At 27.9% G+C, this 18,084-nt stretch carries 21 protein-coding genes; 3 read left to right on the top strand and 18 right to left on the bottom strand.

The window, feature by feature from the left end; translation table 11 throughout:
* Positions 1 to 100 precede the first annotated feature (100 nt).
* From DU473_RS06445 to DU473_RS06520, 16 genes are all read right to left on the bottom strand, one after another.
* Complete coding sequence (locus DU473_RS06445) at positions 101 to 1,831, bottom strand: hypothetical protein (protein WP_131186766.1); 1,731 nt, start codon at positions 1,829 to 1,831, stop codon at positions 101 to 103.
* Positions 1,831 to 2,322, bottom strand: coding sequence for a hypothetical protein (locus DU473_RS06450; protein ID WP_131186767.1), 492 nt, complete (start codon positions 2,320 to 2,322; stop codon positions 1,831 to 1,833). Before DU473_RS06450 ends, DU473_RS06445 begins: the two co-directional genes overlap by 1 nt.
* Complete coding sequence (locus tag DU473_RS06455; protein ID WP_131186768.1) at positions 2,315 to 2,512, bottom strand: hypothetical protein; 198 nt, start codon at positions 2,510 to 2,512, stop codon at positions 2,315 to 2,317. Before DU473_RS06455 ends, DU473_RS06450 begins: the two co-directional genes overlap by 8 nt.
* Entirely contained in the window at positions 2,487 to 2,846 is a 360-nt protein-coding gene (locus DU473_RS06460) for a hypothetical protein (RefSeq protein ID WP_131186769.1), read from the bottom strand. Before DU473_RS06460 ends, DU473_RS06455 begins: the two co-directional genes overlap by 26 nt.
* Positions 2,847 to 2,930: 84 nt before the next feature.
* On the bottom strand, positions 2,931 to 3,284 hold the full coding sequence (locus DU473_RS06465; RefSeq protein ID WP_131186770.1) for a hypothetical protein: 354 nt from the start codon (positions 3,282 to 3,284) through the stop codon (positions 2,931 to 2,933).
* Between the two features lie 83 nt (positions 3,285 to 3,367).
* Complete coding sequence (locus DU473_RS06470; RefSeq protein WP_131186771.1) at positions 3,368 to 3,841, bottom strand: DUF5675 family protein; 474 nt, start codon at positions 3,839 to 3,841, stop codon at positions 3,368 to 3,370.
* A 14-nt stretch (positions 3,842 to 3,855) separates the two neighbouring features.
* Positions 3,856 to 5,022, bottom strand: coding sequence for a hypothetical protein (locus DU473_RS08470; protein WP_262868154.1), 1,167 nt, complete (start codon positions 5,020 to 5,022; stop codon positions 3,856 to 3,858).
* Positions 5,019 to 5,393, bottom strand: a complete 375-nt coding sequence (locus tag DU473_RS06480; protein ID WP_131186772.1) for a DUF1353 domain-containing protein — start codon at positions 5,391 to 5,393, stop codon at positions 5,019 to 5,021. Before DU473_RS06480 ends, DU473_RS08470 begins: the two co-directional genes overlap by 4 nt.
* On the bottom strand, positions 5,386 to 5,769 hold the full coding sequence (locus DU473_RS06485) for a hypothetical protein (protein ID WP_002875081.1): 384 nt from the start codon (positions 5,767 to 5,769) through the stop codon (positions 5,386 to 5,388). Before DU473_RS06485 ends, DU473_RS06480 begins: the two co-directional genes overlap by 8 nt.
* Positions 5,766 to 6,404, bottom strand: a complete 639-nt coding sequence (locus tag DU473_RS06490) for a DUF4376 domain-containing protein (RefSeq protein ID WP_131186773.1) — start codon at positions 6,402 to 6,404, stop codon at positions 5,766 to 5,768. The genes DU473_RS06485 and DU473_RS06490 overlap by 4 nt, the downstream gene beginning before the upstream one ends.
* Positions 6,405 to 6,415: 11 nt before the next feature.
* The gene (locus tag DU473_RS06495; RefSeq protein ID WP_131186774.1) at positions 6,416 to 6,865 is read right to left on the bottom strand and encodes a hypothetical protein; all 450 of its coding nucleotides are present in this window, start codon (positions 6,863 to 6,865) and stop codon (positions 6,416 to 6,418) included.
* A 1-nt stretch (position 6,866) separates the two neighbouring features.
* Positions 6,867 to 9,509 carry a hypothetical protein gene (locus DU473_RS06500; protein WP_131186775.1) on the bottom strand — a complete coding sequence of 881 codons (2,643 nt, stop codon included), beginning with the start codon at positions 9,507 to 9,509 and terminating at the stop codon, positions 6,867 to 6,869.
* A 2-nt stretch (positions 9,510 to 9,511) separates the two neighbouring features.
* Positions 9,512 to 9,706, bottom strand: coding sequence for a hypothetical protein (locus DU473_RS06505; RefSeq protein ID WP_131186811.1), 195 nt, complete (start codon positions 9,704 to 9,706; stop codon positions 9,512 to 9,514).
* Positions 9,687 to 10,091, bottom strand: a complete 405-nt coding sequence (locus DU473_RS06510) for a hypothetical protein (protein WP_131186776.1) — start codon at positions 10,089 to 10,091, stop codon at positions 9,687 to 9,689. Before DU473_RS06510 ends, DU473_RS06505 begins: the two co-directional genes overlap by 20 nt.
* On the bottom strand, positions 10,091 to 11,125 hold the full coding sequence (locus tag DU473_RS06515) for an SU10 major capsid protein (RefSeq protein WP_131186777.1): 1,035 nt from the start codon (positions 11,123 to 11,125) through the stop codon (positions 10,091 to 10,093). Before DU473_RS06515 ends, DU473_RS06510 begins: the two co-directional genes overlap by 1 nt.
* Positions 11,126 to 11,202: 77 nt before the next feature.
* Positions 11,203 to 11,871 carry a Rha family transcriptional regulator gene (locus DU473_RS06520; protein WP_131186778.1) on the bottom strand — a complete coding sequence of 223 codons (669 nt, stop codon included), beginning with the start codon at positions 11,869 to 11,871 and terminating at the stop codon, positions 11,203 to 11,205.
* Positions 11,872 to 12,017: 146 nt separating this feature from the next.
* Between DU473_RS06520 and DU473_RS06525 the strand changes: the two genes are divergently transcribed.
* The 3 genes from DU473_RS06525 to DU473_RS06535 all read left to right on the top strand — a co-directional run bounded on the left by DU473_RS06525 (position 12,018) and on the right by DU473_RS06535 (position 12,920).
* Positions 12,018 to 12,233, top strand: coding sequence for a hypothetical protein (locus DU473_RS06525; protein ID WP_131186779.1), 216 nt, complete (start codon positions 12,018 to 12,020; stop codon positions 12,231 to 12,233).
* An 86-nt stretch (positions 12,234 to 12,319) separates the two neighbouring features.
* Positions 12,320 to 12,502, top strand: coding sequence for a hypothetical protein (locus tag DU473_RS06530; protein ID WP_131186780.1), 183 nt, complete (start codon positions 12,320 to 12,322; stop codon positions 12,500 to 12,502).
* Complete coding sequence (locus DU473_RS06535) at positions 12,471 to 12,920, top strand: hypothetical protein (RefSeq protein ID WP_131186781.1); 450 nt, start codon at positions 12,471 to 12,473, stop codon at positions 12,918 to 12,920. Before DU473_RS06530 ends, DU473_RS06535 begins: the two co-directional genes overlap by 32 nt.
* Positions 12,921 to 13,037: 117 nt before the next feature.
* Here DU473_RS06535 and DU473_RS06540 read toward each other — a convergent pair whose 3' ends face one another.
* Positions 13,038 to 16,721: a putative barnase/colicin E5 family endoribonuclease gene (locus DU473_RS06540; protein ID WP_131186782.1), complete on the bottom strand. Its 3,684-nt coding sequence runs from the start codon at positions 16,719 to 16,721 to the stop codon at positions 13,038 to 13,040.
* On the bottom strand, positions 16,721 to 17,932 hold the full coding sequence (locus DU473_RS06545; RefSeq protein ID WP_131186783.1) for a hypothetical protein: 1,212 nt from the start codon (positions 17,930 to 17,932) through the stop codon (positions 16,721 to 16,723). The genes DU473_RS06540 and DU473_RS06545 overlap by 1 nt, the downstream gene beginning before the upstream one ends.
* Positions 17,933 to 18,084: the final 152 nt, after the last annotated feature.

Below are 18,084 nucleotides of genomic sequence, written 5' to 3' on the forward strand. Positions count from 1 at the left end.
TGGTGGAAGCGAGGGGAATTGAATTATTATTTAAAAATACTTAAAAATAGTGTTTTGAATATTTTAATTTTCATTTTGGCTACAAAATAGCTACAAAAAATTAAAATATAAAAATAGGATTTTTTCTTTTTTCTATTTTTTCATTTAGTATGTCTGCAGTTTCAAAACTATACCATATTGTTGGATTGATTGCATCTTTTGCTAATTCTAAAGCTTCACTTGCGTTTGCCTTTTCGTTGCTATCTAAATCGTCACTTTGTTGTTCATTTATCATATCTGGAGTATTAGATGTAATACTTTGTATCACATCAATAACTTTACTAACTCCACTTAATAAATTATTTACAACATTTAAGGTAGCTTCAAATTTTGTCATTTCTTGCGCCATTTGTGCTGTTTTTTTTGTAAAATCTGCGGTCAAGTTCCAATTATTATAACTCCAAGCACCTAAAAAATTAACTAAGCCCCAAACAGCATTAAGAATTGAAAACATTTTATTTCCAGTAAATGAACCCACAGCTAAACCCAAGCTAATTCCTAGAGTGATGCCTGCCGCAACACTCTCACTAACTCCTATTAACGTGCCAAGCCATGCTCCTTGTCCACCAATCCACCAAGTAGCAACAGCTAAAATAATTGTAACAATAGGAGCCAAAAAGCTTAAAATTCCTTTATTTGATTTTTCATATACATAAAGATAATAAAAGCTATCCCATAATGCAAACCATCTATCTCTACGTCCATAAGGCAAATTTGAGCTTTTTCTATATAGTGGATATATACTAGGTGTAACACTTGTATCTTTTTTACCCCAATTTTCATTATTTGCAGAAGAAAATGCTACATAAGGCTCTTCATAACAAACAAAATTAAAACCATTGTAAAAACACAAAGGAGTTGCATATTTGCATTTATAATTTTCTTTTATTGAGTTAAATACTTCAAAAAAAGATATCTTTTTGCTTGTTAATGTATAATATATTTTATTCGGATCGCTTTCTCTAGTTTTTTGTCTTTTCTCATATACATTATAGGTTATTTCTACTTTTTCAATTCTAAATATATTTTTATTTAATTTTTTAAAATCATTATAAAATTTTTCAACATCAACACATAACTTTTTATAAGGTTTTCCAAACGCTGGTTTAAATTCAACACTTTCTACTTTAATATTTGGTATTTTAATATCATCAATACTAGGATATATCCATTCATTATTTTTTTGAATTGTTTGAGAAAAGATAACAACTTCTATATCATTTATAAGCATTTCATAATTAACATTCTCTAGTGCTTTATTGAGTATATTTTTAAAATTAATTTTTTCATCGATATAAAAAAATCCCTTTCCGTTATATTTGTAAGCTTTTTCTTTTTCAAATAAAAGAGCTAAATTATCAGGAAATCCATAATAATATTGCATACTTGATAAATTATAATTAGTTCTTATTTCACAAATATCATGATATATTCCATTTTCACTGCTAGGATCTCCTTGATAAGGTTTGTATGGATCTTGACCTACGAAAAATTGATTAAGTCCTAAATCATTATAATTTTCCTTATTATAAGGTGCAGTGCTAGGGCTTTTAATGTTATATTTTTTAACTATATATGAATTTTTAAACAGCGGATGGTTTATATTTTTAATCTGACTTCTACCTTTTCTTATAAGCTGTTTATGCAATAGTTCTACATATTTATTTACTCCTATCATAGCATAGGTAAACCATTGCCTATAAACCTCTCCAGTATCTAATTCCCCTATATTTGATGGATAAGCTGGCTTAAGAGTATAATTTCTCATAAGCCTTTTTTCATCTATAAGCATTATGAAGGCTTTTCTATATTTTCTATCTTTTCTTTAACAAGTTTCATAATTTCTTGTGGTATATCAAGTCCACCAGTACAATATCCAAATTGAACACTTTGCGTAACCTTTGCAGCTTCAATTCTTAAGTTATCATCTATTTGAGCGGTTTGTCTAGCTATTAATGCAGGTTTTTTGCTTTCTGTTTCTATTTGTGCTTGTATAAGCTTTATTTTTTCAGCGTTAAGTTCATTTTCATCGCCTTGTAAAATCATAGATAAAGCTGTATTTTGACTTTGTGCTACTATAGTTTGTCCAACACTTACTAATGCTTGTGCTAAGCTTTGAAATTGCTGGTCATTTCTTATAACATTATCGTTCCCAAATTGTTCTAAAAGTTTTTTAAATTCTCCAAATGGAGATTTTTCTGCTAAACTCATTTCTAAAATTTGCGGATAAATTTCTTTAAATGCTTCAAGTCTTTTACTATAATCAACATTTATATCACTCATTATTCAACTCCTTAATTTTATTGATTTGTATCTCGCATTGCTTATACTTATAAAAAAGCATAGAATAAGCGTTTAAAATATCTAGCTCGTTATAAGCCTTTGGCTTCTCAAGCGGTTTAAGTGTTAAAAGCTCGTTAGGTATTCTTACTTTTTGAATTTCTATTTTAGTTACTACTTGTTGAGTTTGCATCCCACAACCTATCAACGACATCATTAAAAAGCTTAGTAAGGTTATTTTCATTGCTTTTATAAATGTATTCTTTAACATATTCTATCCTTTCTTTAACTTCATTTTTTTGAATTTTTACCTCGTTTAAAGCTTGTAGTTCTTGCTGGTGTCTTTGTGTGAGTTCTTTTAATCTTGCTTCATTGTTTTGATTGATTTGTAAAGCCAAGGCTAGATCATTTTGGCTTTTTTGCAATTTTATCTTTGCATTATCAAACCTTAGATAAAAATACCCCGTTAAAAATACCATCAAAGTCAAAGCTATATAAAGTTTTGTATTGCCAAAAAGATTTATCATTTTATTTTAGAAGTTTAAATAAGATTTTACATTTATCAAAAATTAAATTTTTATCCCACTTAAACTTTTTTCTCCTTTCTATTTTTAATTCCAATAAAATTCTAATTCTCCTGCCATTATCAAAGTCCCAGCAGGATCCCAACCTCTAACAGCATTAGCAGAACCTGATTGCCAAGTGGCTAATTTGATTGGATTTTTGTAATTATGAATTATTTTATCCACTGGTATTTTTGCATCTTTTGTATAGTATCTTGAAAGCGGATGCAATTCATAAGTAATGTTATAATCATTATTTAAAACCAAATGTATGGTATTAGCTGATGTTTTATTGGACATATTTTGTTTTGTCCAAACATTACCTCTAACCGCTACTGATTTATTTAATGCACTAGCAGGTAAGGAGTAATTTACCCCTCTATCTTGAAATTTAATTACCATTTTATTAGCGTATTCCCCCCCCCATTTTCTCCTGATATCCTAAAAGTAGGATTACATAAAAGCATACTAGTCATATTTTTTCCTTAAAACTCATTAATTATTTCAAGCTTAATATTGCTTAAATCTTGATGATACATCAAATCATAAAATTTCTTACAAGCTAATCTACTTGAACCTATACTTTCATTATCGTTTGCTTTTGTAAGTCCTAGTAAAATACAGCCCTTAGTATTTTTATCAGTATTGCCCCAGTGGATTAAAATATGTCTATCAAAAGGAACATCATTATTAAAAATATTAATAACGCTATCGTCCTTATGCAAAACTACAACCCCTGCAACTTCTTTTTTACCTTTATCATTAAAACTTGATGCTACGTGTCTTTTAAGATTATAAATTCCAGCTGGAACTCTTAAATCTTGCTCTCTTTCTAAGCCTTCTTTATCTTCTTCTAAAGAAAAGCAATCTAAAAGTATATTTTCATTATCATCAAAAACTCTAAATTTGCCTATTACGCAAGTTTTTCCTGCATATCTTCTAATAATTTTTATTTTCATTTATAATCCTTTGTTTAATTTCCTAATGCTACAAGCTTATTTTCTATTTGTCTAAATCTTTGTTCTAAGTTGTCTCTAAACTCATCATAGATAAGTTTATTTTCTTGAATGTTAAAACTTATAGTAAGATCTGTATCTATTTCTTTACCATTTGGATTTAAAGAGTTAATTTCTTTAACTAGCACATCATCTACATAAATTTTTACATTTAAATTTTCACTAAAGAAAGATCCACCCACTCCTTTTCCCCATGGGGTGAATTTAAATTCTTTTATAGGTTTTGAAAGTTCACATTCTATAGTATAAAAAGGATTCTCTAATCCATCATTAGCTAAAAACACACTAATATTTTTTTCATCATACTCTCTAAAAGCATAGTATGGAGTATAGCGATTGCCATATTCATAAGCCCCATTTGAGGTAATTTTTACTTTTGCAAAAGAACTTAAACTCTCAGTATTAGCACTCTCTAAACTAAACTCAGCAGGTAAAGTACTAGCATGTTCATTTGCTGCTTTATTTAAAGTTTCATTTTCTATATTTGCTAATAAAAGATTATTATTAGAGTTATCTAAAAATTCTAAGCTATTAATTTTTAAATAATCATCATCTCCAACTAACTTAATTCCAAGTCTTGAAAGAGCTAAAGTCTTTAAAGGAAAAGCTGAACTAGCTTGAATGGTTTTAAACTCTACTTTGAGTTTTTTACCATTAATAATTTGTAATTCTTTTAAATCAGAGTTTGCATCCTTACCTTTGTCCCCCTTGTCACCTTTATCTCCTTTTTCACCCTTTAATGAAGCTAAAAACTCATCTTCGCTTTTATTTTCATTTCCAACTTGCTTTTTCCAAATCTCATAAGCACTTAATCCGTTTTCACCCTTATCACCTTTTAAACTTTCTTGATTTTCTAAAACAACTTTTAATACAACTTCTTTTAAGTCCTCTTTATTGATACTTTCATTTATATCAAGCTCTTCTAATAAAGCTTCTACCTTTTCTTTTAATTCATTTTCTTTTATATAGTTGCTTGATATATTTTCAATAGCTTCATTAATTAATTTTTTAACATTTTCTAAGCTTAAGTTACCGCTTTTATAAGCTAAAATTAATTCTTCTAAACTATCTATAACTTGATTTAAACTTTCATTTTGAGTATTTATAATCTGTTCTAAACTCATCTTATCCCCTTTATTAAGCATTTTATTTTGTGAAAAATATTGCAAGAGTGATAAAAAACAAAAATTTTAAATTTATTGATCTTTAACTCTTGCATCGCTTCTTTTAAAATTTGATTTGCTAGCATATAATCAGCCTTGCTTTTGGCATTTATGCATAAAAAATCGTGTATCACACAAGCGCTAAAATACTCACTCTTATAAGGTGGATAAACACTCCAAAAAATACGTGGAATACTTGCTCCATCTGTTTTAAAACCCTTAGGGATTCTTGCTGTAAGACTTGGCAAAGAAAATATATAGTCTTTATCCACTTCAAATCTATCTTTATCATAAGGTTTTACACAAACCCTTTTTAATTCTGTTTTAGTCATTGTTTTCCTTTTTTTTAAAAATACTTCTTAATTCATCATTTCTTATTTGAGTAAGCTTAACAAGTCTTTCATCCATTCTCATAAGATCTGTTTCTATAGCTTCTAGCTTGTTATTGGTTTTTGAGCAATGTGTTTCTATAAATTTAACCAAACTATCGCTACTTGCTCTGGATACTGCAATTTGTTCTCTAATAAGAACATTAGTATTTTTGGTTTCACTTATAAGTTCTTTTGTTCTTTCCCCAGCTTCTTTATGTAAAGTTTTATATAAATGCCATGCAATCCCAGCTAAGACAAAAACCATCAATCCTAATAATGCAGATCCACTTAAAGAACCGAGTATAGCACCTTCTTTTATTATATTTTCAGTACTCATTTTTCACTCTCCCATGCAATTAAATTTAATTCTTCTAAAGATGTCGCATTTTTCACTTTATTTCTTAGTTCATCATTTTTAAAAATAATACTCTCTGTATATTTAGCAATGCTAACCCCAAATTCTAAAAATTCTTCTTTGCTAAATGTAATAATTTTATTGTCTTTGTCAATCCAAGCAATACTTTCTAAAGGAGTGTTATTAAGATTTGCTAGCATTATTTCGCTAATTTTTCCACTAATATTTATCTTTGCTTCAGTATCAATTTGAAATATAGTATCTTTAAAGGGTATAAATAAAAGCTTTTGTTCTTTTATTGCTTTTAATTCTTCTAATTTTAATTCTTTTAATTTCTCTAATGTTTTTTCTTTAATTTCATAAGAAATAATATAAAGATTTTTTTCTTCATCATAATTTTGAATTTGGTGAAGTTCTTCGGTTTTTTCATCAAAACTTGGTGTTTCTTCTTCTTTAACTTTAGCAAAACCAAGTTCTTTTAAAAGCTTATCATCACAAGCACTTAAAAAATACGTATCTTGTGCTTTTTCTTTTTGTCCTTCTTCGTTAATGATAATAGTATCTTTTAAAAAAATATCATCATATTTTAAACTTTTATTTTCTATATCATAAAACATATTTATCCTTTCTAATTCCAATATAATGTTAAACTTGCTCTTGGATTTAATCTATCTCCATCTGCTAAGTTATAACCACTTCCTGCGTTTGCGCTACCACTTTGCCAAGAACTAAGCATAATTTGAAGATTGTTAATATTTCCAAAGTTAAATTTTTTCTCTATTTTAATCTTTGCATTTGCTGTGTAATATCTGCTTAATTCATGTAGTGTTACTTTTGAACTAAAATTATTCCAAGTTATTTCTAAAGTATTTCCTGATGTTTTATTAGACATATTTCCAGTCGTCCAAACTTCGCCTAACATAACCACTTCTTTATTATTAATATTTGATGGCAATACCACGGCTTGTTTATAAATCATATCTAGCTTTAACATGTGTTCATAGTTTGCAATACCTCCACCTAAAGATGGGGGTAAATTTAAGGCTATGTTATTATTAGAAATAATAAGTGGGGTCATTTTAAGTCCTTACTATTCTTACATTGTTTGAAGCGATGCAAAAATACGCAAAGGTTTCAGTGCCACTAAAACCACTTTGAGCTGTTCTAAACTTAAAAGGAGCATTAAAGCCTGTTACGTTTTGGCAATTATTTATGGTAATAGTTCCACTTTTTCCAGCACCGCCCCAATTACTTATACCTATTTTAGTTCCTGCATTTGCAGTGAGTATAAAATGTTGAGCCTGTCTTAAATCTAAGTTGACACTTCCAACCGTTCCAAGATTTTTAATCCCACCACCATAATCCACATAAGATTTATTAGTTAAGTGATTATCATTAGTTGGATTGGTTGGAGCAGTTAATGCCTGATTAAAAGTATTTGTACCACTAAATACATTATTTTTATTTAAATTTGCTTTTGCGTTTAAAGCAGTATCTACATAGGTTTTATTAGTTAAATGATTATCATTAGTTGGATTTACTTTTACTAAAATAGGATTAGCAAAAGTTTTATTTCCATTTATCTCTTCATCACCATTTAAACTTACCTTTGTATCTATAAGTGCTTCTAAAGTTTTAATAGCTATATCTAAAACTTTTTGCGTAACTAGCTTTTTATCTTTTTCATTTTGCTCTAATTCGTTGTTTTTATCCTCTAAGTTTTGCTTGGCTTCTTCAAGCTCTTTCTCAATTTCCTCTTTTTTGTTGATTAATTCACCGGCAATTTCTTTTTCAAGTTCAGCAATTTCTTTTTCAAGCTCTTCTTTTTTTTCTTCAAGTTCGCTTGTATCAGCAGGTGGTTCTTGACTTAAAGCTTTATCAATTTGATTTTTAATTTCCTCTAATTCCTCATTTTTTTGCTTTAACTCATCATTATTGTTTAAAGCTTCTTCAATTTGTTTTTTTATCTCTTCAAGCTCTTGTTCTTTATCTTTTATACCTTGCTCTATATTTGCAATTTCATCTTTAATTTCATCATCTTTGCCATTATCTTTCTCATTAAGTAAAGAAAGAAGATATTCAACATTAGCCTTAATCCCATTTATATCATAGATTTTTGCTTGATTATCAATCTCGTCTATATACTTATCTTTTTTAGTTTCAAGCTCATTAAGTCCTTGTTCTTTTGTTTGGATTATTTCATTAAGGCTTTGCTCTTTTGCTTCATTTATTTTATTGAGTCCATTTTCTTTTGTGTTCTCAAGATCATTTAAAAAATCTTGCGTATTTTCACTTAAACTATGTAATTTCTCATTAAAAATAAAATTAAATTCGTTTTTCTTTGTTTGATAATTTGCATTAAAAATATGATTTAAGTTGTCAATCATAACCTTAGAAGTATCTACAAGCGTAGTAAATTCTTTCTTTTGATTTTCAAAGATTTCTGTAACTTCATTTCTTTCATCACTTAAACCTTTGAGTATTTCCTCCATTTGCTTTATTGTTTCTTCGGATAAAACTTTTAATTCTGTTTCGTAAATTAATTTATCATTACCAAGTTCTTTTTTGGCTACTTCAGCTAATCTTCCTAAATCTTCATTAGCTATCAAAGCTCTTTGGTTAAATCTATCATAACTTTGCTCAAAATGTATTTTATACCCTTCACATTTTGCTGTAAGTTCATCAAATTTAACTAAAGCTTCATTTTTTACTTCATTTAATTTTTTTAATATTTCATTTTGTTTATCATCTAAAGAAGTATAGATGCTTTCAGATTTTGATTTTAAATCTTGTTCTAAATTTTCTATTTTATTTTTAAAATCTTTTATAATTTGGGAATAAGATGTTATCTCATTTTCAAATTCTTTATATAAAGCTATAACTTCTCTTAAATCTTCTACATTTTGTTTGCTTTCTAAAAGCAACTCATAAGCATTAGCTATTTCTTTATATTTAATCCCAACATCAAATTTAATTTCTTCTAATTTTTTAACACTATCTATCATCTCTTGATTTAATCTTTGGTTTTCAAAAAATATAGTGTTAATTTTATTTTTTATAATTTCACTTGCTTCACTTACTACTAATTTGGCTTCACTTGCTAAATCTTTTACTTCTTTTTTAATGTTTATTAACTCAGGTTTTATTTCTTTTAATTCATCAACATTTAAATGTAAGCTATCTACAATTTCTAAAGCATGGTTAAGTTCGATTAAAATTTCATCTTTAATTTTTGTATTTAAATTAAAATATTCTTCTACAAAATCTTTATTTTGTTTGATTTCGCTAATATAACCATCTAAATTAAATTTTATTTCTTCATATTTTTGTATATCTTTTTTTAGATTCTCAAACTCTTCTGCATTGTTTTCTAAAAAATCTTTAATGTTTTGTATTTCTTGTTTATTTAAAGAAAAATCTTCATATGCTTCTTTAATATAATTAAATTTTGTGCTTACATCGTTATATTTTTCATTTATTTTTAAATATTTATTATTGATATCATTATATTTGCTTAAAATATCATCATTTTTACTTGTGATATCATTTTTAAAATTTAAACATTCATTTTTTAAAGATTCGCAAGCTTGTTTCAAGCCTACAACTTCATCAAGTCTTGTATTATCTATTGCTTCTGAAATACTGCTTATTCTTGCTAAAACTTGATTTATAATTTCAAGTTTTTCTCTACCAGTTTTTAACTCATTTAAACTTGTTCCCATTTTTAACCTTCGTAATAATCACTATCTTTAATTCTCTTTTCACAAAAGAAAAGCAGATCATTTATAGCTAAAAGCCATTTCTTATCATCTAAATAAGATATAAAGTCAGCACTATTTATGCTTTGTATATAGTCTTCATAACTCAAAGCTCTATTAAATTTTTTTGTGAAATCAGAGTTACAACCATGTTCTTTCATCATCAAGCTCCTTGCCATCATTAGCTATATACTCATGAATTATCTTGTCGCATAATGCTAAAAAGTCTTTTTCTTCACATCTTGTAATCAAATAACAAACATAATTAATTACAGCAAAACTAAGTGTTTCATCTATCATTAGATGTTCTTTTTCATTGTCAAAATCAGGCTCATCAGGAATAATCAAAAAATGATTGTTTCTAACTTGCCTAAAAACTTTTTCGCCTTGTTCTACATTTTTTAAAAGAACACTAGGCACACATTTTGATAAAATATAATAAAATGCTTCCATAAAATAGGCTTTTAAAACTTCATCATCTTCTATCATCTTATAAGAATTTTTCACTTTAGCGATAATGAGTTTTTTAGCCATAATACAAAGCATTACGCACCTTTTGCTGCTTTTAAAATTGCTTTAGCCTTTACATTATTTCCACTAGTTAAACCAACGCCTATAGCAAAAGCATCAGCATTTCTTACTTCTAAAGTGCTTTGTGTGTAAAATCTTTTTGCTTTTGCAGTAATATCAGTTGGAACATCTTCAATCATAGTAGGAATATAAAGCCCATGTTTCATATATTCAAAATCCCCAGCAATTAAAACATCACCCAAACCATATTTAGGGCTTAATAATCTATGCATATGGAAATTTACCGTTCCAAAATCTGTTTCAAGGCTTACTACTTGTCCTGCTAGTTTTGTTTCATTGCCTAAAATTCTTGTAGCGAATTTATTGATAGCTCCTTTTAAGTCAGCTCCTAAAAAGACATCTTTAGGCGTAACTCCGCTATTCCAAATGGTTTGCAAAATTTGATTAAGTTTATCTTCTGTTAGTTCTGTTGCAGTTCCGCTCCAATCTTTTGATTCATCAAAAGCTAATACATTTCCACGCTTTCCATCAGCAAAGCTATCTTTTCCTTTAGCGATATAATGAAAAAGTCCAGCCATTTCTCCACTTGTTGCTTCTTGTGCTTGAACATAATCTTTAAAAACTGATTTTTTTACATCACTATCTCTGCCTAGACCAAATAAAGCATATTCCATATCCATTTTATGTTCTTTGGTTTTTTTGCCTATTTGATACTCCATTTCATTGCCACCATATTGATTTGCTTTTAACAAAGCTTTTGATACCATGGCTTCGGTAATGAATATTTGAGTAGCATTTGTAGTTTTTTGGGCTGTGTTTTTTGTTTCACCTACAAATTTACTTAACTCTAAATTTGCATTCTTTTTTGGTTCTTCAAAAGTATCAGTAATCCAACTATGAGTTAAAGGATTTGTAACCTTTGAAGTGCCTATTTTATTTAAAATTGGTGTTTCAGTAGCTCCAATTTTAATAATCGTTTCATATATTGATTGTTTTAATTTAACATTTTCTGTTGCGGGTGCTGTATGCCCCATTGAAGGTAAAGCCATTTTTGAATTCTCCTTAGTTTAGTTTTAAGGATTTTTCCAAAAATGACTATTTCAAAAATAGTGTGTTTTGAAACAAATTAGATATTTACACTTTTATAAAGTTCTAAACATTCTAAGAAATCATTTTGCATTCTTAAAAGTAGTTTATTCTCTTTGTTTTCATCATCTTTTAAATCTTTTAACATTTTTTCTAGCTTTAAGGCATAATTTTTAAAAGTTTTAAAATCAAAGGCATATAAGCCATTTTTAGCCAATATACAATTTAATTTATCTTTAAAATTGTTTTTACTTTGTTCTAAATCATACTTTAAAGCTTTAATCTCATTCTCATATTTTTGCTTTTGCTGTGCTAATTGTGATTTGTAACCTAAGCTTTGTCTAAAAGCTAACTTATCGTGCTTCTCATATTCAATATTTCTTAGTCTTTTTTCCATTTCATTGAAAGCTTTGATAAACTCGATTTTCCATTTATAAGCTTTCTCTCCTGTAAAACCCATCACTAAAAGAGAAAAAGCGTCGCGAGTGATTTTGTAGCACTTTCTTTCTTCGCCTTTACTATCCAAATATCTAACCGACGCAAAATTGCGTCCGTTAAATTCGTCTTGCGGCATTAACTCGATTTTTCGTATAATATCACTATGTCTTTTTTCAAAGACGTTAGCTATTGCTAAAGAGGTAGTCGTTACTTGGTCGTTGGCTACCTCTAACCCTATATTTACTCCATTAATTGCAACTAAATTTTTCATTATTTTCCTTTTTTTGATTTATTTTTAGTTATTTACTAAAAACTTAATATAATTATATAGTATTATACTAAAAAAGTCAAGTATAATTTATGTTATTTACTAAAAATATGTTATTATTTTTATATAAATAACATAAAAGGCATTAAATGACGAGATTAGAATTTGATAAAAAAATTAAACAATTAGGTTTAACAAGAAAAACATTTGCAGATATAGCAAAAGTAAGCTATAGTGGAATTTCTACAAATTGGAAGGATGATAAAGAAATTCCCGCTTGGGTTGAACCTTTTTTATATTACTACGAAAAAGGTTTAGCTTTAGATGAGTTATTGAAAATATTAGAAAGGTATAAAAAAGATTAAAAACATCATTAATACAGCTTGGAATATTTTTTGCTTGATAATATTTGATTAATTTTATATATGTTATAATAAAAAAAAAGGGGATAATGAAAATGACAAAGATACAAGCTTTCGTTGATGGTTTTATAGGTAAGCCAATTAAAAACGAATATTTTAATTTATGGGATTTAAACACTATTGTGAGAGAAAAACAAGAAAAATTATATCAAGACAATATCAATTTTAGAAAGAAACAAATTGAAAAAATTACAAAAACAAGAAAAGTCTAATTCTGTAAAAAAGGAAAATAAAAACAAAGAAATTCCATCGCAAACTTTTAATACTCAACTTAATTTTCTTATGGAAAATGAGCTTAATGCCATAGGAAAGTTACCATCTCCAGATTTACAAAATAGAGCAATGACTGTTATAGAAAAATCTTTAGAATATAAAAAAGATAATGACAATAAAATATTAGATTTAGAAAATAAAAACTTAGAAATCAAGAAAAAAGATATGCAGTCTTATCATTTTTGGAATGGTTTTGGAATGATATCTTTTTTAATTATAACTTGTCTTTTTGAAGGTGCTGGAGTATATCTTATTACTAATGGGTATGATACAGGTTCCTATTTTTCTTTTGCAATTGGAATATTACCGTTTTTACCTAAAATTATTGATTCTATAAAAAAGAAACCTAAAAATTAATAAAACAAACTTTTTTAAAAAATCCCGTTAATTTTATGCTACAATTAATAAAATAGTTAAAAGGGAGATAATCATCCCTTTTGTAAAATCACTAGTGTATGCTGTCTTAGTGATTTTCTATTTCTTTTCAAAAGCAGTTACTATCCACTGATTTCCCACGCTTTTATTAAATCCTTTATTAACCCCTAAAATATAATCTTTGAAAACTATATTGAAAGATTTTTCTCTATTTTCTCGTTGTATTATATCTCCTTTCTCAACAATCTCAGGTATTATATTTAAATCTAAATCAGGATGCTTATCGATAATATGAGATAAACCATAGCCTTTATGTTTTATCTTATCTGTTACCTCTCCCCAAACCAAATCAATATCCCCTAAATCTTTTCTATGAAAAGCACCTGCTACCTGTCCTTGTTTTTCAATGAGTAGTTTTTTTATAGCCCTTGCTCCATCGTGATAATATTCTGCATAATTTTCGCCAAATTCTTTTAAAGGTTGTATGTTTAATTCTTGTTCGATTTTACCCCTTAAAGCACTTGGAATATCTTTTTTTACACCTTTATTTGTGCTTTCTTTGGCATTGATTATCATCTGTCTAGTTAAGTTGTATTCAACAGTATTTAAATTCATATTATCTAAAAAATCAAAATTATAATCTTTATTCTCTTTTAGAAAATTATCATATCTTTTTAGAATATCTTCACTAGCCTTTTTATCATTTTGTATTTTTTCATCAAGTCTTTGTTTTACGCTTTTTTTATTCTTTTTCTTTACTTCTTTATTCTTAATGTTCTCTTTTATATCATCCATTAAGTTTGTTTTAGGTTTAGCTTGGATAGAATTTTCATTAGAGAACGACACTTGTTTTGTCTCTGAAGATGCCCTAGATGTCGGTAAGGCTCTCGCATTATTATAATATACTACTTCAGCATTTTTCATTTTATTTTTTATATTATTTTGTTTCTTTGGTGAATTGCTAATTATAGTCAAGTGCGTTTCATAGTCTTTACCTATACTTGTAAAATAAGTTTGATTATCTATATTTTTAATAAAAATAAAATCATCTTTATCTTTTAAGATTGCCTGTGGGCTTTCTAAAGTTTCTTTGATATGTGGTATGTATTTAATTCTATCTTTTTCAATTAGCTTTAGTAAACTTCCTTTTGTAAGTTTTATTTCTCTATCTTTTAAAGCTATCTTTGCTTCTTTTGGTATATTAGGGATATATTCATCGTCGATATTTTTAAGATTGAAAGTTTTCATCCATTCATTTCTAACATCTTTATTTATAGTATACTCTTTGCCATTTTTGCCTATAAATCTTAAAGAATTGTCTTTAGGATCAGCTTTATCCATGAAGAAGTTGTCGCCTTTGATTAAATCTTTAACTTTTGAGTTAAATTCTTTTCTAGCTTCTTGTGCTTCTTCTTTGAGTGTTTTATCTTTAATACTTTCTATAAATTCTTTAGCCGATCTATCAAAATCTTTTAAATTATTTATATTGCTAAACCCCCTTCGCATTTGTATTCTTGTTCCAGCTCTTTTGCCAACTTCCCATAATCTCATAAAATAAAAAGCTATATAATCAGTGAAATTATTAACAAGCATTGTTTTAGCTCTTTCTATGAAATTTGTACTTATTCCATGTCCTAGTTCTTTTGCTTTTGAATTTAAAATACCATCTATTACAGTTTCAAAGTTAGCACGTAAATCACCTATTGTTTTTAAAACTTCAATCTTCTCTTGTCCTGATTTGCTTTTTGGTTTAAAGTTTTCAAAATTATCCATGACCGCTTTATAATTTACTGCAAATTTGGGATTATTGGCATCTCCTATATTTACTTTATTTTTTTCTAAAGCTCTAGTTATTATTTGATTATCTAAAACTTTAATCTCATCATCATTAAGTCCTTTTGTTATAGCTTCATAATTCTTTTTTGGATTAGTTTCATTAAGTATTTTATCTATATCTTTTGATATCTCTTTTTCACTTCCTTCTAGTTTTTTTCCTAATTTACTTTTATCATATACTTTAAAATCTGCATAATCTTTTCTAATCTTGGTTAAAATCTCTTTTGCTTCTTGGGGATTATCAGCACTTTTTACTATATTTTCTAAAAATGCGTCTTTTAAGCTATTTAAAAAATCTTTATAGTTGTAACTTGAGCTTTCTTTTATTTTATTGCCTATAGCATCAATTCTATCGTAAATCTCTTTAACGCTTTTACCATCTAATGCACCGCTTTTTGCTTCATGAATAAAATTTTTTATCATAGCTGGTGTGCTTTCACTATAAACACTTGAGTTTAAAACTATATCATCTATGGTTTGCTTATCTACTTTTACACCATTTGGATTAAGTTCATCTAGTTTATCAAGTCCTTTTCCAAATTCATCATAAGCTCTTTTTGCTCTAGCATCTCTTAAAGCATAAAGCTCATCAGCCTTAGAAGCATTATTTAAATTTAACTCTTTTAATATAGCCTCATCTTGTAAGTGTAAAGAGTTTGCAACCTTATTTGCCATTTTAGGGTCATTTGCTAAAATACTTCTTGCCATATTAGCTAAATCATCATTCATAAAAGAAAGATTAATAAGATCTTGTTGATTCAGTGCCGCTTCTTTTGAGCCTATATTTTTACTAATATTATTTAGTGAATTAGTTACGTTGTCTGCTATATTTTTTACAAAACCATTTTTTGCAGTATTTGAGAAATCTTTTATTTTGCTTGCCACTCCATCAACTAATGCATTTCCTTGATTAACTTCTAAAGGCATAGCTCTTGATTTTTGCAATATATCATCATAATTTCTATTTCCGCTTTCTATTAGCTCTCTTGCATAAGCTTTTGAAGTTTCGCTACCTTGTGAAGCTAAATCATTTAAAATACTAGGGCTTATTTTTCTAAGCTTATCCCCTATATTTTCTTTTAAATTACCACCTTTTACAGCCATGCCATCTATCATATCTTTACCGGCTTGTGTTCCTGTTTTTGCCATATTATAGGTATTTTTTAAAGCTCTTGCTCCTTTGGCAACTCCTGCAAAAGCTGCATCTCCTATTAAAGAAAGTCCTGCATTTTCACCCATAAGCATAAGAGCTTCTTTTAAATTCATATCTTGATTTGTATCTTTTGTATTTCCGTAGTAATCATATCCTGCCCCTAAAGATGCACCTAATGCACCACCTGCAACCATACCAACTCCGCCACCTAGCATTGTGCCGCCAATTGCACCTGCTGTTCCTAGAGCCATACTGGCACCATTATCTCTTATTCCGCGATACAAATTACCCATAGTGCTGCCTTGCACTTTTGAATAATTTCCGTTGTTATCTTGCACCCAATAAGAACCATCATCATCTTGTAATAATCTTCCACGTCCTGATTTTTGCAGATCATCACCTAAATCTCTCATAAACTGATTACTTTTTCGTGCCACCTCGTTATCATCGGCAAAAATAGGCTTAGAAGCATTAAATTTAGATTGCTTATCTAAAATATAATCACTTAAATCATCAGCATTCATAGATGGATTTTTATTATAATCATACAAATCTCTTTTATATTCACTAATATAACCCATAGGATTTGTTAAATTTTGGTCTTTTATGTTATATTTTTGATACTCTTTAGCATATTTATCTTTATTTTTATAAAAATCATTTATTGCTTCATGTTTTAAATTTGCTAAATATTCATTTGTGTTTTGATTTTCACTTTGACTTGCTCCATCTTGCAAAAATGAAATAATGTTATTTTCTTGTGGTTTTTCTAATAAAAATTCTCTTATATTCATTATATTAATCCTTGTTTTTTTAATTCTTCTACGCTAACTTGCATTTTTCTACCTGCTTGATTAACTAATATTACATTACCATTAGCATCAGGCTCTGATATTTGAGCATTAATTCCATTAAAACTAACGCTATGTAATTTTGGTGTATTTTGATTTTGCACTTCTAATATATTTTTGGCTAAATCGTTTTGTATATTTTGATTAGTTGTTGAATTATCTATAATTACTGCATTTTTACTAGGTTTTGAGTATTTTTCATCCCAATAAAAAGCTTTTACCTTTGGAGCATAATTGTTATAAAAATCCATATTATTTTTATAATCTTCTATAGCATTTTGTTTCTCAATATTTGTTTTTGCGTTTCCTAGTCTTTCTACTAATTCCATTTTATAAGAGTTTGGAGCTTCTGCTAACCATTCTCCTGCTAATGCTTGAGCTACCCTTTGATTATTTGCTTCCATAGTATAACCATTAATAGGGAAATTGGCTTGTATATTTTCCAAATTCCATTTAGCATTTTTTCCGCCTCTTAATAAATCGCTTAACATTCTTTTTAAGAATAAATCACTTGCATCATTTAAATCCGTGCTTTGACTTCCCCATCCACCAAAAATACGCTCTATAGCTCCATTCCAAAATCCATGTGTAGTATCGTAGGTTTTACCTTGTTTACTTGCTAAATCTAAAAACTGAGCGTCTGCTTTATATCTTGTATTGTTTTGTAAATTTGCATTGTTTTGACTATCAAAACCTTGATTATTACTAAAAACTCCATTTAATAAATCTTGCTCTTTTTGTTTTGTATTTATCTCATTTTGTAATTTTTGTAGTTCTAATAATCCTTTTTGATAATTTAAATCCTTGTAAGCCTTATTAGCATTTATTGCTTGCTGTCTTAAAGCATTTTGCATGGCATATTGTCTAGCTCTTTGATTATAATTCATTAGCCATTGCTGATCTGCTATATTTGCTCTTTCTTTTTTATAATCAAAATTTCTTTCATTTTGTAAGAGCTGATTATTTTGCATAGCCTGATTAAACTCAAATTGTTCTTTTTTAAAATCTTGCTCTTTTTGCCACTGACTTGCTTTTACTTTGTCATTATAATTTTTACTCATGATGTCATATAAGACACCGCCAACTTTTCCTGCGTTTTGTATAACGCCTGTATCAGGGTTAAATACTACTCTTTGGGGATTATAAAATGCCATTTTATTTCCTTTATTCTTTCTTTTAAAATAAAGGATTTAAGGAAGTTTGTGTATAATTTTAAAAGGTGTGGTGCTAAGGGTCGCCACCCTTAGCACTAAATTACCACCTAGAAAGGCGGTGAAATAAGATGCTACAAATCTTAATAGTTATT

Source organism: Campylobacter novaezeelandiae, assembly GCF_004323845.1.
Taxonomy (GTDB): domain Bacteria; phylum Campylobacterota; class Campylobacteria; order Campylobacterales; family Campylobacteraceae; genus Campylobacter_D; species Campylobacter_D novaezeelandiae.

What these genes read in the sequence shown, in the direction of transcription:
- DU473_RS06450 (WP_131186767.1), bottom strand. Translation starts at nt 2,322, where the DNA reads ATGAGTGATATAAATGTTGATTATAGTAAAAGACTTGAAGCATTTAAA.
- DU473_RS06500 (WP_131186775.1), bottom strand. Translation starts at nt 9,509, where the DNA reads ATGGGAACAAGTTTAAATGAGTTAAAAACTGGTAGAGAAAAACTTGAA.
- DU473_RS06460 (WP_131186769.1), bottom strand. Translation starts at nt 2,846, where the DNA reads ATGATAAATCTTTTTGGCAATACAAAACTTTATATAGCTTTGACTTTG.
- DU473_RS06480 (WP_131186772.1), bottom strand. Translation starts at nt 5,393, where the DNA reads ATGACTAAAACAGAATTAAAAAGGGTTTGTGTAAAACCTTATGATAAA.
- DU473_RS06545 (WP_131186783.1), bottom strand. Translation starts at nt 17,932, where the DNA reads ATGGCATTTTATAATCCCCAAAGAGTAGTATTTAACCCTGATACAGGC.
- DU473_RS06525 (WP_131186779.1), top strand. Translation starts at nt 12,018, where the DNA reads ATGACGAGATTAGAATTTGATAAAAAAATTAAACAATTAGGTTTAACA.
- DU473_RS08470 (WP_262868154.1), bottom strand. Translation starts at nt 5,022, where the DNA reads ATGAGTTTAGAACAGATTATAAATACTCAAAATGAAAGTTTAAATCAA.
- DU473_RS06490 (WP_131186773.1), bottom strand. Translation starts at nt 6,404, where the DNA reads ATGTTTTATGATATAGAAAATAAAAGTTTAAAATATGATGATATTTTT.
- DU473_RS06465 (WP_131186770.1), bottom strand. Translation starts at nt 3,284, where the DNA reads ATGGTAATTAAATTTCAAGATAGAGGGGTAAATTACTCCTTACCTGCT.
- DU473_RS06530 (WP_131186780.1), top strand. Translation starts at nt 12,320, where the DNA reads ATGAAAATGACAAAGATACAAGCTTTCGTTGATGGTTTTATAGGTAAG.
- DU473_RS06485 (WP_002875081.1), bottom strand. Translation starts at nt 5,769, where the DNA reads ATGAGTACTGAAAATATAATAAAAGAAGGTGCTATACTCGGTTCTTTA.
- DU473_RS06540 (WP_131186782.1), bottom strand. Translation starts at nt 16,721, where the DNA reads ATGAATATAAGAGAATTTTTATTAGAAAAACCACAAGAAAATAACATT.
- DU473_RS06445 (WP_131186766.1), bottom strand. Translation starts at nt 1,831, where the DNA reads ATGCTTATAGATGAAAAAAGGCTTATGAGAAATTATACTCTTAAGCCA.
- DU473_RS06515 (WP_131186777.1), bottom strand. Translation starts at nt 11,125, where the DNA reads ATGGCTTTACCTTCAATGGGGCATACAGCACCCGCAACAGAAAATGTT.
- DU473_RS06455 (WP_131186768.1), bottom strand. Translation starts at nt 2,512, where the DNA reads ATGCAAACTCAACAAGTAGTAACTAAAATAGAAATTCAAAAAGTAAGA.
- DU473_RS06495 (WP_131186774.1), bottom strand. Translation starts at nt 6,865, where the DNA reads ATGACCCCACTTATTATTTCTAATAATAACATAGCCTTAAATTTACCC.
- DU473_RS06520 (WP_131186778.1), bottom strand. Translation starts at nt 11,871, where the DNA reads ATGAAAAATTTAGTTGCAATTAATGGAGTAAATATAGGGTTAGAGGTA.
- DU473_RS06470 (WP_131186771.1), bottom strand. Translation starts at nt 3,841, where the DNA reads ATGAAAATAAAAATTATTAGAAGATATGCAGGAAAAACTTGCGTAATA.
- DU473_RS06510 (WP_131186776.1), bottom strand. Translation starts at nt 10,091, where the DNA reads ATGCTTTGTATTATGGCTAAAAAACTCATTATCGCTAAAGTGAAAAAT.
- DU473_RS06505 (WP_131186811.1), bottom strand. Translation starts at nt 9,706, where the DNA reads ATGAAAGAACATGGTTGTAACTCTGATTTCACAAAAAAATTTAATAGA.